Origin of the sequence: Campylobacter concisus (assembly GCF_002913225.1) — a bacterium.
In the GTDB taxonomy this organism is placed as follows: domain Bacteria; phylum Campylobacterota; class Campylobacteria; order Campylobacterales; family Campylobacteraceae; genus Campylobacter_A; species Campylobacter_A concisus_J.
Genome location: NZ_PPAW01000003.1, coordinates 1 through 12,638 on the forward strand (window position 1 = coordinate 1; position 12,638 = coordinate 12,638).

Sequence of the window (12,638 nt, forward strand, 5' to 3'; positions counted from 1 at the left end):
CTCTGGGCAGTGTAGTAACTAGCGGCTGACATAGCCACAAACGAGAGACATAGAGCAACTATTAGCATTAGTGCTATTTTATTGGTGATTGACTTCACACGAATTCCTTTACATAATGATTTGGATTTTATATCGGTCAATTATAAAATAATTGAATATTAGTTTTTAAGAAATTTAATGTTTTTGAAAATTTTAATTAAAAATAAATATTATTACCTTATCTCATACCTTTTTGAAACTACGTGGTAGTAAAAGGCTCCAACGAAAAAGAGGCTTCCCATAAAGGCTGCGATCATCTCCACGCTTAGTCCAAGCTCGTATAAAAAGCCGATCGCAAATGAGATAAGTGCGCTAAATCCAAGAAAAACCATATCATTATACGCGATCACTCTGCCGTAAAACTCTTTTTGGCAGTTTTGCTGAAGCAGTGTGTAGGTGTAGCTCCAAAGGCTTGAGGTGCAAAAACCAGCAAAGATGATGCCAATAAGTGAAAGATAAAAATTCTGCAAAGATAGCGCCCAGATGATGATGCCAGCTCCTTGACCGATATAGATGTAGATGAGCGTTTTTTTGTTCATAAATTTACTAAGCATGGCCGGTGCAAACATAAGTGAGATCGATCTTGAGGCGTTTAGCAGGCCAATAACTAGTGAAGTTGAGAGTAAATTTGCGTATCTATAGTCAGCCAAAAGCGCGATCAACGCGTCATAAGCTGTGATACCAACAAAGGCGTGCAAAAATATAAGATGGACTATGAGCCTATTTTCTTTTAGGTATTTAAGCCCGTTTTTTAGCATTTTTAGAGGTTTTTCTATAAATTCTGGCTTTAGCTCATCTAGCTTTAAAAGATATAAAAAGCCAAAACTGCAAAGATAAAGAGCTCCGTCAAGCAAAAAGGCGCTTTTGATGCCAAAAAAGTGTATATAAACGCCAGCAAGCCCCATGCCAGCGGTGTATGAGACCGCCCAGATGATAGAGTGGATCTCGTTTGCGAGCTTCAAGCTCTCTTTGCTTAAAATTTTTGGTAGCACGCTCATCTCTACTTGAAAATACATCCCGCCAACGCCGTTTCTAACAAAAATGATAAGCAAAAGCAGCCATAAAAAATCAAGCGAATTTATAAAAAGTAGCATAAAAACGCTTATGGTCTCAACCGCCATCATGATCACAAGCATAGGTTTTGGGCTAAATTTATCAACCAAAATGCCACTAAACGGAGCGATGACGACGCCTGGGATAAATGCCATCGCCGCACTTAGTGTAAGCGCCCACACAGGAGCATCAAGCGAGATAAGTAGTGTAAAGATGCCAGTGTGCGAGAACCACACACCAAAGTAGCACATGAGCTGGATGGTGCTTAAAAGGCGGAAATTTCTCTCATCCTTTAAAAGCTTAAGATACTCTTTCAAGCTACTGGTTCCACATCAGAGTTATCTGCTCTATTTGCGCCTCATCTGGGATCTGGCTTAAGCTTGTTATCTCTTGTGCGAGCGGATTTTTAAGCTTTATTAGCATGTCGTGGCTATCTATTTTTAGATAGATATTGTTTGCGTCGCTATTAAATTTAGAGATAACAAGAGCGTTTTTTATATCTTTGAAATTTGATTTTAGGCTAATGTTTTCTGGAGTTTTAAACTCATTTGAGTAAATTTCAATGCTTGTGATGATGCCATTTAGCAAGGTGTACTCAAAAATTCTCTCGTTTTTGCTTGTGACGATGTAGCTATTTTCTTTTTTAGTATTGTCTCTTTTTATGTTTTTTGCACCATAAAATTTCATCACATCAGCGTTTGCTGACTCGTTTGTAAGTTTCGCAAAAAAGCCCTTGCCAAAGAGGCTGGATCTGCCTTTTTCTCTTTTGTAATGTCCGCTTATGTGAGCATTTTTGCAAATTTTATCGTTTGCGATTATGAAGATGTCGTTAGCAGTTTTATGCACGCTTAGAGCCACGCCTTTTTCATCCAAAAGGTAAAAAATGCCCTTGTCATAAAGCAGCTCTGAGCTAAATTTACAAAGTGGTGAGCCATCTTTTAGCGATGAGTAAAAGCTTATCTTTGCGCCATTTTTGCTAGGCACAAGCACAAGCTCTAAAAAGCCATTTTTATCTTTAAATTTAGAAAATCTAGCAAAAAAACTATCTTTATATGCCTTATTTACTGGCTCGTAATTATAAATTTGAGCTAGCACGCCAACTCGCTTGTTTTTCTTATCATCAAGCTGAAGAAGTGAGTTTTTGTTTGGCACAAAGTAGCTAAGTGCGCCACTTTCATCTTTTAGCACGATAGCGCTCTCATCGACATCAAATGTACCACCTTTTTCTACCAAAGTAGCAGCCTTATCCATCGTAAGCATAGTTTTTGTGTAGGTTTTGTCTTTATTTAGAGTTAAGATAGTCTTCACGCCCTCGCAGTTTGAGCATGGCAAGGTCGTGTAGTAGCTCGTGTAGATAGAGTTTGAAAGTATTAGCTTTTCTAGTTTTTTGGGTTTTTCATCTCTAAGAAGAGGTTTTTCTTCTTTTGGTTTTTGTGTTTGTTCTTGATTTTGTGGCTTTAAATTTTCATTTTTCGCGCAGCCGATGATGAAAAATGAGATAAGTATGGCAAAAAGATATTTCATTTGCAACTCCTTAAAAATTGCAAAATTATATCATTTTGCCTTTAAAATTTATTTTACGCGTTTGAAGATGTATTTGTCTTTTAGCTCGCCAGTGACCTCTTTTTGATCCATGTCAAGCATCTTTAGATTTTCACCCTCGATCTTATAAAAGCTCTTCTCTTTATACTCATCAACCGTTGTGATAACGCCATTTTTAACTGAGTATTTGCCCTTGCTAACGGCTTTGTAGTTGTCTTTTGACTTGTAGTTCATCACACTTTCAAATGTGCCGTCTTTTTTAAGCGTAAGGGTTGAGTCTATGCCCATGCAGCTAGCGCAAGGTAAAAACGCCTTGTAAGTGCCCTCGATGCTGCTTACTGGAGCCATGCAGCTACCTTTTACTTCACATTTGCCTTGTGGGACGCTTGCGCTTTGGTTTGACGTAGCGCAACCTGCTAAAAGTAGAGCCGCACTTAGTGCAAAGATAAAATTTTTCATGCTGATCCTTTTTGAAAATAAAATTTAAAATGTATTATAATACTTAAGAAAATAACAAATTATAAATTAAAGGAGAGAAGATGCAAGTTGAGACATTTGGCGTTTTAGTCGTTGTTTTGGTTATTTTTGCATTTTTGTTTTTAAAAGCTGGTATCAAGATCGTTTCGCAAGCAGATAACTTGCTGATCGAGCGACTTGGTAAATTTCACAAGGTGCTTGACGGGGGATTTCATATCATCATCCCATTTGTCGATCAGATAAGAGCGATCATAACTATAAAAGAGCAACTTGTTGATATCACAAAACAGCAAGTCATCACAAAAGATAATGTTAATATTAGCGTTGATGGCATCGTTTTTTTAAAGGTATTTGACGCAAAAATGGCGGTTTATAACGTAGATAACTACAAGCGCGCCATTGCAAATTTAGCCATGACAACGCTTCGTGGCGAGATAGGCGCGATGAACCTTGATGATACACTAAGCTCACGTGACCGCCTAAATGCCGCACTTCAAGTGGCTCTTGGCGATGCAGCTGGCAACTGGGGCGTAAAGATCATGAGGGTTGAAATTTCTGAAATTTCTGTCCCACTTGGCATCGAAGAGGCGATGAATATGCAGATGAAAGCTGAGCGCGAAAAACGTGCGATCGAGCTAAAAGCCTTGGCTGAAAAAGAGGCACTCATCCGCAACGCAGAGGCACTAAAACAAGAAAAAGTGCTTCAAGCAGAGGCTATAGAGCGTATGGCTGATGCGAAAAAATACGAGCAAATCGCCATCGCAACGGCTCAAAAAGAGGCTATGGATATGATAAATGACAGCATGAGCAAAAACGCAAATGCGGCTGAATTTTTGCTTGCGCGTGACAGGGTCGGGGCATTTAGCGAGCTAGCTAAAAATAGCTCAAAAGATAAAATTTTAGTCCCTTATGAGGCGGCTGAACTCATCGGCTCGCTTAGCGTTTTAAAAAATTTCTTAGCTAAGGATAAGGCGTGATAAGTCCTTTTATAATGATAGCCATAGGCGCAGTTTTATGCGCCCTTGAATTTATGCTATTTTCATTTTATCTGCTCTTTTTTGGCGTCGCTTTTATCATCGTTGGGGCTGTAAATTTTGGCTTTAATTTTGAGTGGAGCTTTCAAATTTTAGCTGTCCTAGTGCTTGCCTTTATCTTGCTTGTGCTCTTAAAAGCGCCGTTAAAGAGCAAATTTATGGCTAAAAAAGAGAGCTTTAATGAGGAATTTCTAGACGAAGCTGGCGTTGGCGAGATCAGGGAAAATATGGTCTATTTTAAAGGCACTCTTTGGAAGTATGACGGAGCGCTAAAAAATGGCGAAAAAGTGCAGGTTTTAGGCACTAAAGGCGACAAAGTTATATTAAAATAAAGTGCCATTTGGCACTTTATCTATTTTGCGTGGGCTGGGCAGCCTGCTGGCATTTGCCCATGCATCGCCCCTTGCATGCCGTGATGAGGGCAGCTTGGCATATTTTCTTGCATCATTTTTTGATGATGAGCACATCCGCAACTTGCACCTTGTGGCTCAGCTGGTTTTGGCTCATTTTTAGCACAACCAACCAAAAATAATCCGCAGATAACGGCAAATATCACTTTTTTCATAACTCTCTCCTTTAAAGAATTTCTCACATTTTAGCCTTTAAAAATTAATTTTTCATAACGCCTGATTTATCATATTTAAAAGCATTTTTGGCTAAACTTTCGCCCAAAAATAAGCAAAATAAAAGGTTAAATTTGAAAAGACTTAGTGTAAATGAAGCCATCGATCTTATAGAAAATGCACCGCTTTACGAGCTTGGCAAGATGGCGCTAGCTAGAAAAAAAGAGCTTCATCCAGAGGGCATCACAACCTTCATCGTAGATCGCAACATAAACTATACGAATGTCTGCTGGGTGGATTGTAAATTTTGCGCATTTTACCGCCACGCAAAAGAAGAAGACGCTTATGTGCTAAGCTTTGAGGAGATCGGCAAGAAGATCGAGGAGCTAATAGCCATCGGCGGCACTCAAATTTTATTTCAAGGTGGCGTTCATCCAAAGCTAAAGATCGAGTGGTACGAGGAGCTTGTGGGCTACATCAGCAAGCACTATCCAAGCATCACGATACATGGCTTCTCAGCCGTTGAGATCGACTATATCGCAAGAGTTTCAAAAATTTCTACAAAAGAGGTTTTAAGACGCCTAAACCAAAAGGGCTTATACTCGATGCCAGGGGCTGGAGCGGAGATATTAAGTGACAGAGTGCGTGACATCATCGCCCCTAAAAAGTGCGACACCGCAGACTGGCTTCGCATACACAAAGAGGCGCACGAGCTTGGCATGAAGACGACTGCTACGATGATGTTTGGCACGGTTGAGAGCACCCGCGAGATCGTGGAGCACTGGGAGCACATCAGAAATTTACAAGATGAAACGGCTGGATTTAGAGCATTTATACTTTGGAGCTTTCAAGGGCTAAATACAAAGCTCATGCAAGAATTCCCAGAGATAAAAAAGCAAAGCTCAAACGTCTATCTAAGGCTACTTGCGGTTTCAAGGCTCTTTTTAGATAACTTTAAAAATATCCAAAGCAGCTGGGTCACGCAGGGCAGCTACGTAGGCCAGCTAGCACTTCTTTTTGGCGCAAACGACCTTGGTAGCACGATGATGGAAGAAAACGTCGTAAAGGCCGCAGGGGCTAGCTTTAGGATGAATCAAGATCAGATGATCGAGCTTATAAAAGATGTCGGAGAAATTCCAGCTAAGCGCAACACAAACTATGATATTTTGGAGAAATTTTAGATGAAAATTTTAGATATCAATGTAAAAAATGTAAAAATCCCAGTCGTTTTTGAAAGCTCAAAAGCGATGCCAGTAGTGAGCCTAAAACTAGTTTTCAAAGCAGCTGGTAGCTCGCAAAATGGCAAACTAGCAGGCCTTGCAAGACTAAGTGCAAATTTGCTAAACGAAGGCGATATGAAGCTAGGCTCGGCTAAATTTGCCAAAGAGCTTGAAGTGCGGGCGATCAGTCTAAACGCAAGCTGCGGCTTTGAGACATTTTGCATAGACCTAAACTGTCTAAAAGAGCACTTTGCCTTTGCGTGTGGCAAGCTAAAAGAGCTACTACTCGCTCCAAATTTAACAGATGAGATACTAAATAGGTGCAAAACCGTCACTCTTGGCGAGATCGCAGCAAATGAAAACGACTTTGACTACGTGGCAAGGCAAGGTCTTTTTGAGCTTTTATACCCAAAAAGCGTCCTTTCACAGCCAAGTATCGGTACTAAAAAGAGCGTAAAAGCGATCACGCTTGAAGATGTGAGGAAATTTTTAAACGAGCATTTAGACCTTTCAAATTTGCTCTGCGTGCTTGGTGGCGACATAGACGAGAAGCAGACAAAAGAGCTAGCTGGCGTTTTAGAAATTTTAAAACCTGGCAAGGTGCGAAAACTAGAGCGCTTTAGCCCAAGCAACAAGTGCGAAAGCAGCGAGATCATCAGACAAAGCGAGCAGGCATACATCTACTTTGGTGCGCCGTTTAATGTAAAACCTGAAGAGAAATACAAGGCTGCAGTGGCGACATTTATTTTAGGTGAGGGTGGCTTTGGCTCGAGGCTCATGGAGGAAATCCGCGTGAAAAGAGGCCTTGCGTACAGCGCCTACGCTAGAAATTTGCTAAATCTCTCTTACAGCCAGCTTTACGGCTACATGCAGACAAAAAATGAGAAAAAAGACGAGGCCATCGCCGTTATAAAAGATGAAATTTTAAAATTTAGTAAAAAAGGCGTTAGCAAGGCGGAGCTTGAGCAGGCGAAGAAATTTTTACTTGGTTCGTTGCCGCTTAGACTTGAGACGCTATTTAAGCGCCTTGACATCGCGCAAGGCGAGTTTTATGAGCATGGCGAGCTTGGGGCATTTTTAAAGGACCTTGATAAAATTTCAAGCCTTTCGCTAAACGAGCTAAATAGCTTCATAAAATCCCACACAGAGATAAACGAGCTAAGTTTTTGCGTTTTAAAAAATGAAATTTGAAGCAAGCGACAGAGCAAAACTTCTGAAAATAGGCGTGCTTAGCCTACTTGACCTTGCTCTTGTGCTGCCAAAGGGCTTTGAGGATACGACTATCGCTAAGAGCCCAAGAGAAGGGCAGGTCTGCATAAATGTAAAGATCACTTCGCTCGCCTCGCGTCCTGGCATGCTGACAGCACTTGCCTTTTGCGAGCAGTGGCAAAGTAGCGTAAAGATCGTCATTTTTAACGCAAAGTCTTGGCATTACGGCGCTTTTAAGGTCGGCAAAGAGATGGCGATATATGGGCTTTGCTCCTACGCCTTTGGCTCGTGGCAGATAGTAAATCCAAAAATCACCACAAAAATAGGCCAGATCGTGCCTAAATTTAAGACCGAGCTAAAAGACGAAGAGCTAAAAAAACTCATCTTAAAATATCTAAATTTACAAAATTTAATGTCCGAGGGCTTAAATGAAAAAGAAGCTAAATTTCTAGCTGATTTGCAGCGGCTAGATGAGCAAAGCGTGCAAATTTTATACCGCCTAAAAAATGATAATGAAGGCTTAGAAATTTTAAAATTTGTAGAAATTTTTAACTACATAAAAAAGCTAAGTGCGAAAAAAACCTACTTTAAAAGCCCTAAAATCAAGCTTTTTGATATAGACTCTTGGCTTAAGAGCCTGCCATTTACGCCGACAAACGACCAGCTAAACGCGGTAAATGACATCAGAGACGACCTTGCTGCCACGCAGGCAAAAAGGCGCGTAATAATGGGTGACGTGGGAAGCGGCAAGACACTTGTTATCCTAGCGGCTGCTCTTAGCGTCTATCCGCAAAGTGCCATTTTGATGGCGCCAACAAGCATCTTAAGCGAGCAAATTTATAGCGAAGCAAAGAGGCTTTTGCCGCCTTTTATGAATGTGATGTTGGTGCGAAGTGGGGAGAAAAAGATAGACTTTAGCGGGGCAAATTTGATCGTTGGCACGCATGCGCTGCTCTTTCACGAGCTGCCAAACTCGCCGCTTGTCATGGTCGATGAGCAGCACCGCTTTGGCTCAAATCAACGCAAAAAGATAGAAGAGCTTGCCTCAAGCGAGGACGAGCGAGCAAATTTCGTGCAGTTTTCAGCTACGCCCATACCAAGGACGCTTAGTCTTATTCAGTCCGAGATCGTAAATTTTAGTTTTTTAAAGCAGATGCCGTTTAAGAAAAATATAATGAGCCAAATTTTAGGCGCTAGCGAGTTTGGCTTTTTGCTCGCTCACATCAAAAAGCAGCTTGCGGGCGGCTTTCAAGTAGCCATCATCTACCCGCTAGTTGAGAGTAGTGAGAGCTCAAACTACCAAAGTCTAAGCGAGGCGCAGGGCTTTTGGCTAAAGAATTTCAAAAATGTCTTCGTCACGCATGGCAAGGACAAAGAGAAAGAGGAAATTTTAAGGAGGTTTAGAGAAGAGGGCGAAATTTTGCTCTCAACTACGGTTGTTGAGGTGGGTATCTCGCTACCAAGACTAAATACAATAGTGATCGTGGGTGCTGAGAGGCTGGGGCTTGCCACGCTTCATCAGCTGCGAGGCAGGGTGGGGCGAAACGGCGGCGATGGATACTGCTTTTTATTTACCAAGCTAAAAGAGGCGCCTGCTAGGCTAAAGGAGTTTTGCGCGACAAATGACGGCTTTAAGGTGGCCGAGCTTGATCTGAAAAACCGCCAAAGCGGCGATATACTAAATGGTTTTTTTCAGCACGGAGCGACATTTAACTTCTATGACTACGAGGATGATATCACGCAGGCTGCAAAGGCTAGAGTGGCTGAGCTTAAAAATAACGCTCAAATTTGATCTTATGGGTTGTATTAAATTTATGGTAGATGATTGCTTTTGGCTAGGAGGATATAAATTTGCGTCAAATTTAAGATGAGGGCGCAAACTTTCATGGCTAGTTTTAAATTTGATAGAAAATGGCAACTATTACGTGGTTAATTTAGCTTTATCGCGATCGATCTTGTTTTTTCCAATATTGCTATTAATAAAAAGGTTGCTAACAAATCGGTCTAGAGCTACCATATCTAAATTTATCTTGCCTAGCAAAATTTAATCTTTCGCAGGCTCTTTTTAAAATTTATATGAAATTTGATATGGCGGGATAAATTTATCCTTTTTATCGCTCACTTCCAAACTCCCATATCATCACCAATTATATCGCTGTTGCCCTCTTTTTGACTAATCCAAACCCACTCTTTGACATTTTTAGTTATCCACTCGTTTTTAATGGCGTGTTTATAAACAAACAGACCCAAATTTGCCAAGTCATTTTCATTACCTTTTGCGTGAAAAGTATTTTTGTCAATCTTGATCAAGTCGCACTGCTTAGCAAGTTTGTCTAAATACTCATAGATCACGTCTAGCTTATACTTTTTCTCTCTTAAAACCTTTTCTTCATCGATCACGATCTTTGTGCCTAATAGTGGGTAAGCCATTGTTTTTCCTTTAAATTTATTTTGCATTTTAGCATTTATGGTTAGTAAATTTAAGTAGAAATTTTTAGATAAAACGACTATCTGCCCTTAAAAATTTAAGAGCAGATAAATTTAGAGTGGATAGGTGAGGCAGCAGTTTCTTTTTACTTCGTCGATGTAGCTTACGTTTAAATTTAGTCCGTAAAGCTGGCTTAAATTCTCACTTCTAATTATCTCATCAACCGTGCCAAATCCAACCTCGCCATCACCTTTTACAAGAGCGACATATCCGCCAAGAAGCACGGCAAAGTCAGGGTTGTGAGTAGTTAGCACGACCGAGTAGCCAAGCTCTTTTAGCCATTTTACGGTGCGTAGGAATTTATACTGGTTGCCAAAATCAAGCGCGCTCGTTGGCTCGTCAAATATGATCATCTTTGGCTGCGCAGCCATCGCACGAGCGATCATACACATCTGCTTTTGACCGCCACTCATCTGCGTGATGAAGCGCTCTTCGAGATACTCGATCTCAAGCTTTTTGGTGTAAATTCTAGCGATCTCTTCGTCCTCTTGGCTAGGTCTTGCAAAGATACCAAGGTGCGCCGCACGGCCCATCGTGATAAACTCAAGCCCTGTGTAGTCGTACTCAGTAACCTCGCTTTGCGCCACGTACGCCATGATCTTAGCGCGCTCTTTGTTGCTTAGGCTATCTACGTTTTTGCCATCAAGGAAAATTTCTCCAGAAACTGGCTTTAGTGAGCCGCTTATTAAGCCTAAAGTAGTTGATTTGCCAGCTCCGTTTCGACCAAGTATGGTTAAAATTTCCCCAGCGCCTATCTTTAAATTTACATTTTCTAGTTTGCCAGCCCCATTTGGGTAGCTAAAGTTTAAATTTCTAACTTCAAGCATCACGCAACCTTTTTATTTCGCCACAAGACCCAGACGAAAAATACCGTGCCGATAAAGCCAGTAAGTACGCCAAGAGGCACTTCGCTCACGCTTATGCTGCGCGCTAAAGTATCAACAAAAAGCAAAAATATCGCACCCATAAATATGCTTGCAGGCATGCTTTTTATGTTATTTGCGCCAACTAGCATGCGCGCTAAGTGAGGCATGAGAAGCCCCACCCAAGCGACTATACCGCTTATGCAGACACTGCACGCTGTAAGAAGCGTAGCGCAGATGATGATGACAGCGCGCTCAAAAGCCACATTTACGCCCAGTCTTGCCGCACTCTCGTCGCCAAGAGAGAGCAAATTTATACGCCAGCTCATGGCTATTAGCAAAATGGCGCAGATGATCATCACTGGAGCTACGTATATTAAGTTATCGCTATCAAGCTTAGCAAGGCTACCAAGCTGCCAATAAACGATGTCAGGTAGCTTTGTCTCAGGGTCTGCGACATATTTTAAAAAGCCGATTATTGAGCCCATGAGGCCACTTACGATGATACCAGAAAGAACCAGCATAAGCGTGCTCGCGCGCCCCATCATCTTAGGTATGGCTAGAGTGATAGCAACGGCTGCTAGGCCAAAGCCAAATGCAAAAGCCTGCACCCAAAATAGCGATAGATCAAAGATAATGGCAGTTGCAGCTCCCACGCAAGCACCAGCCGAGACGCCTAGAAGATCAGGGCTTACTAGCTGGTTTTTAAAGACGCCTTGATAGGCTGCACCACTCACGCTAAGAGCAGCTCCAACAAGGATGGCTGCGATGATACGCGGGATGCGTAAATTTTCTATCACGTTTGTGATGTTGCTAGCTGCACCCTCGCCGTAGCCAAAGCTGTGAGCTAGCACGCTAAAGACGTCGTTAAATGGTATGTAAAATCTACCAACGCCAAGTGCGACAAAGGCGCAAACAAGCGTTAGTAGAGCTAAAAAGATAACAACTATTGAAAAATTTGCGTTTTTCATAATCTTACTTGCTGCTACCGTCTGGATTTAGGCCTTTTAAGATATAGCCATACTCTGTGTCGGTAAGCTCGTGACCTAAGAACTCTTTATAAAACTCTTTTGTTTTTACTTTCATATCGACATCTTTAAATAGATCTGGTTGGATAGTTTTTGCTGCCCATAAAATTTGAAGTACGTTTTCAGCACCATATCTATCCCAGCTAAATACACCTTTTGGGTTGCCGTAAATTTTGCCTTTTTTAACAGCGTTTGAGCCAGAGAATGCAGGGTGCTCTTTTATCTTTTTGATCTGTGCGTCTGTGTCATTGCCGCCAACGATGATGATATCAGGGTTTGCATTGATGATCTCTTCAGCGCTAACTTCGATCATTGAACCCTCAGTATTGATAGCATTTACACCGCCACCTAGCTTTATCCAAGTGTTTTGGATGGTGTTTGTACCATCAACTTTTAGCAAATTTGCACCACCAAGAAGGTGAAGTATTTTTGGACGTTTAGCATCAGGGATGCTTTTTGTTCTTGCTGTTACAAACTCAGAGTTATCGTGGATTTTACTAGCAAGTTTTTCAGCTTTTTTTCTAGCGTCATCAGTGCCTATAACTTCAGCTGTTGCGTAGATGCTTTTTTCCATATCTGGGTAGTCTCTAAAGATCAAATTTACCGCGCTAAAGCCGTTTTTGATAAGCTCGTCTTGGTAGTTTTTGTTAGAAACTATGATAACATCAGGGGCAAGCTTAACTAGCTCTTCGATCTGAAGGTCTTTGCCGTTTAGTGCAGCTGGTAAATTTTTAAGTTTTGGATAGATGTGCTCAAACCACTTGTTGGTTTTGATCAGATCAGTTGTGGCTACAACCTTATCCATACCGCCAAGTGCTAGGATGATCTCGTTGTTTGCATTCCACAGTGCTGCGATCTTCTCAACTTTTTCTGGGACGCTTACTTTTACGCCTTGCATATCGGTTATGCTTCTTGCAGAGTCAGCAGCGCTTAGACTAAGAGCCGCAAAAAGTGAAGCAACAAGACCTATTTTAGCCACTTTGTGCATGAAATTCATTTGCATATTTTTTCCTTTTTTCGTGTGAAATAGTTTGATTGATATGTTACCGCTATTTACATTAATATTATGTAAAATTTGCATATACATTGTGAAAAATTTGCATATTTTTGTAAATTTCTATA

General features: G+C 41.2%; 13 protein-coding genes. 5 read left to right on the top strand and 8 right to left on the bottom strand.

All coding sequences use genetic code 11. From position 1 onward, the window contains the following. Positions 1-212: 212 nt before the first annotated feature. From CYP26_RS00250 to CYP26_RS00260, 3 genes are read right to left on the bottom strand one after another with little or no spacing between them, the layout of a single operon-like run. Positions 213-1,409, bottom strand: a complete 1,197-nt coding sequence (locus CYP26_RS00250; RefSeq protein WP_103629931.1) for an MFS transporter — start codon at positions 1,407-1,409, stop codon at positions 213-215. A 1-nt stretch (position 1,410) separates the two neighbouring features. Further along, positions 1,411-2,616 carry a copper resistance protein NlpE gene (locus CYP26_RS00255; RefSeq protein WP_103629932.1) on the bottom strand — a complete coding sequence of 402 codons (1,206 nt, stop codon included), beginning with the start codon at positions 2,614-2,616 and terminating at the stop codon, positions 1,411-1,413. Between the two features lie 48 nt (positions 2,617-2,664). Continuing rightward, positions 2,665-3,093 carry a copper resistance protein NlpE gene (locus CYP26_RS00260; RefSeq protein ID WP_103629933.1) on the bottom strand — a complete coding sequence of 143 codons (429 nt, stop codon included), beginning with the start codon at positions 3,091-3,093 and terminating at the stop codon, positions 2,665-2,667. Positions 3,094-3,173: 80 nt separating this feature from the next. On the opposite strand from CYP26_RS00260, the gene CYP26_RS00265 reads away from it, so the two are divergent. Together CYP26_RS00265 and CYP26_RS00270 are read left to right on the top strand one after the other, a co-directional pair. Further along, positions 3,174-4,088, top strand: a complete 915-nt coding sequence (locus tag CYP26_RS00265; RefSeq protein ID WP_021089647.1) for an SPFH domain-containing protein — start codon at positions 3,174-3,176, stop codon at positions 4,086-4,088. Further along, positions 4,085-4,477 carry an NfeD family protein gene (locus CYP26_RS00270; protein WP_103629934.1) on the top strand — a complete coding sequence of 131 codons (393 nt, stop codon included), beginning with the start codon at positions 4,085-4,087 and terminating at the stop codon, positions 4,475-4,477. Before CYP26_RS00265 ends, CYP26_RS00270 begins: the two co-directional genes overlap by 4 nt. Before the next feature lie 20 nt (positions 4,478-4,497). Here the strand turns inward: CYP26_RS00270 and CYP26_RS00275 are convergent, their stop codons facing one another. After that, the gene (locus CYP26_RS00275; protein WP_103617023.1) at positions 4,498-4,710 is read right to left on the bottom strand and encodes a hypothetical protein; all 213 of its coding nucleotides are present in this window, start codon (positions 4,708-4,710) and stop codon (positions 4,498-4,500) included. Between the two features lie 132 nt (positions 4,711-4,842). On the opposite strand from CYP26_RS00275, the gene CYP26_RS00280 reads away from it, so the two are divergent. Genes CYP26_RS00280 through recG form a run of 3 tightly spaced genes read left to right on the top strand, consistent with a single transcriptional unit; the run spans position 4,843 to position 8,929 of the window. Next, positions 4,843-5,889, top strand: a complete 1,047-nt coding sequence (locus CYP26_RS00280; RefSeq protein ID WP_103629935.1) for a dehypoxanthine futalosine cyclase — start codon at positions 4,843-4,845, stop codon at positions 5,887-5,889. Then, the gene (locus CYP26_RS00285; protein ID WP_103629936.1) at positions 5,890-7,119 is read left to right on the top strand and encodes a M16 family metallopeptidase; all 1,230 of its coding nucleotides are present in this window, start codon (positions 5,890-5,892) and stop codon (positions 7,117-7,119) included. Further along, complete coding sequence (gene recG / locus CYP26_RS00290; RefSeq protein ID WP_103629937.1) at positions 7,109-8,929, top strand: ATP-dependent DNA helicase RecG; 1,821 nt, start codon at positions 7,109-7,111, stop codon at positions 8,927-8,929. The genes CYP26_RS00285 and recG overlap by 11 nt, the downstream gene beginning before the upstream one ends. A gap of 326 nt (positions 8,930-9,255) precedes the next feature. On the opposite strand, the gene CYP26_RS00295 is transcribed toward recG, so the two are convergent. From CYP26_RS00295 to CYP26_RS00310, 4 genes are all read right to left on the bottom strand, one after another. Beyond that, on the bottom strand, positions 9,256-9,567 hold the full coding sequence (locus CYP26_RS00295) for a hypothetical protein (RefSeq protein ID WP_103629938.1): 312 nt from the start codon (positions 9,565-9,567) through the stop codon (positions 9,256-9,258). A 111-nt stretch (positions 9,568-9,678) separates the two neighbouring features. Further along, the gene (locus tag CYP26_RS00300) at positions 9,679-10,452 is read right to left on the bottom strand and encodes an ABC transporter ATP-binding protein (protein WP_103629939.1); all 774 of its coding nucleotides are present in this window, start codon (positions 10,450-10,452) and stop codon (positions 9,679-9,681) included. After that, on the bottom strand, positions 10,452-11,459 hold the full coding sequence (locus tag CYP26_RS00305) for a FecCD family ABC transporter permease (RefSeq protein WP_103629940.1): 1,008 nt from the start codon (positions 11,457-11,459) through the stop codon (positions 10,452-10,454). The genes CYP26_RS00300 and CYP26_RS00305 overlap by 1 nt, the downstream gene beginning before the upstream one ends. A gap of 4 nt (positions 11,460-11,463) precedes the next feature. Continuing rightward, on the bottom strand, positions 11,464-12,519 hold the full coding sequence (locus CYP26_RS00310; RefSeq protein ID WP_103629941.1) for an ABC transporter substrate-binding protein: 1,056 nt from the start codon (positions 12,517-12,519) through the stop codon (positions 11,464-11,466). Between the last annotated feature and the right edge of the window lie 119 nt (positions 12,520-12,638).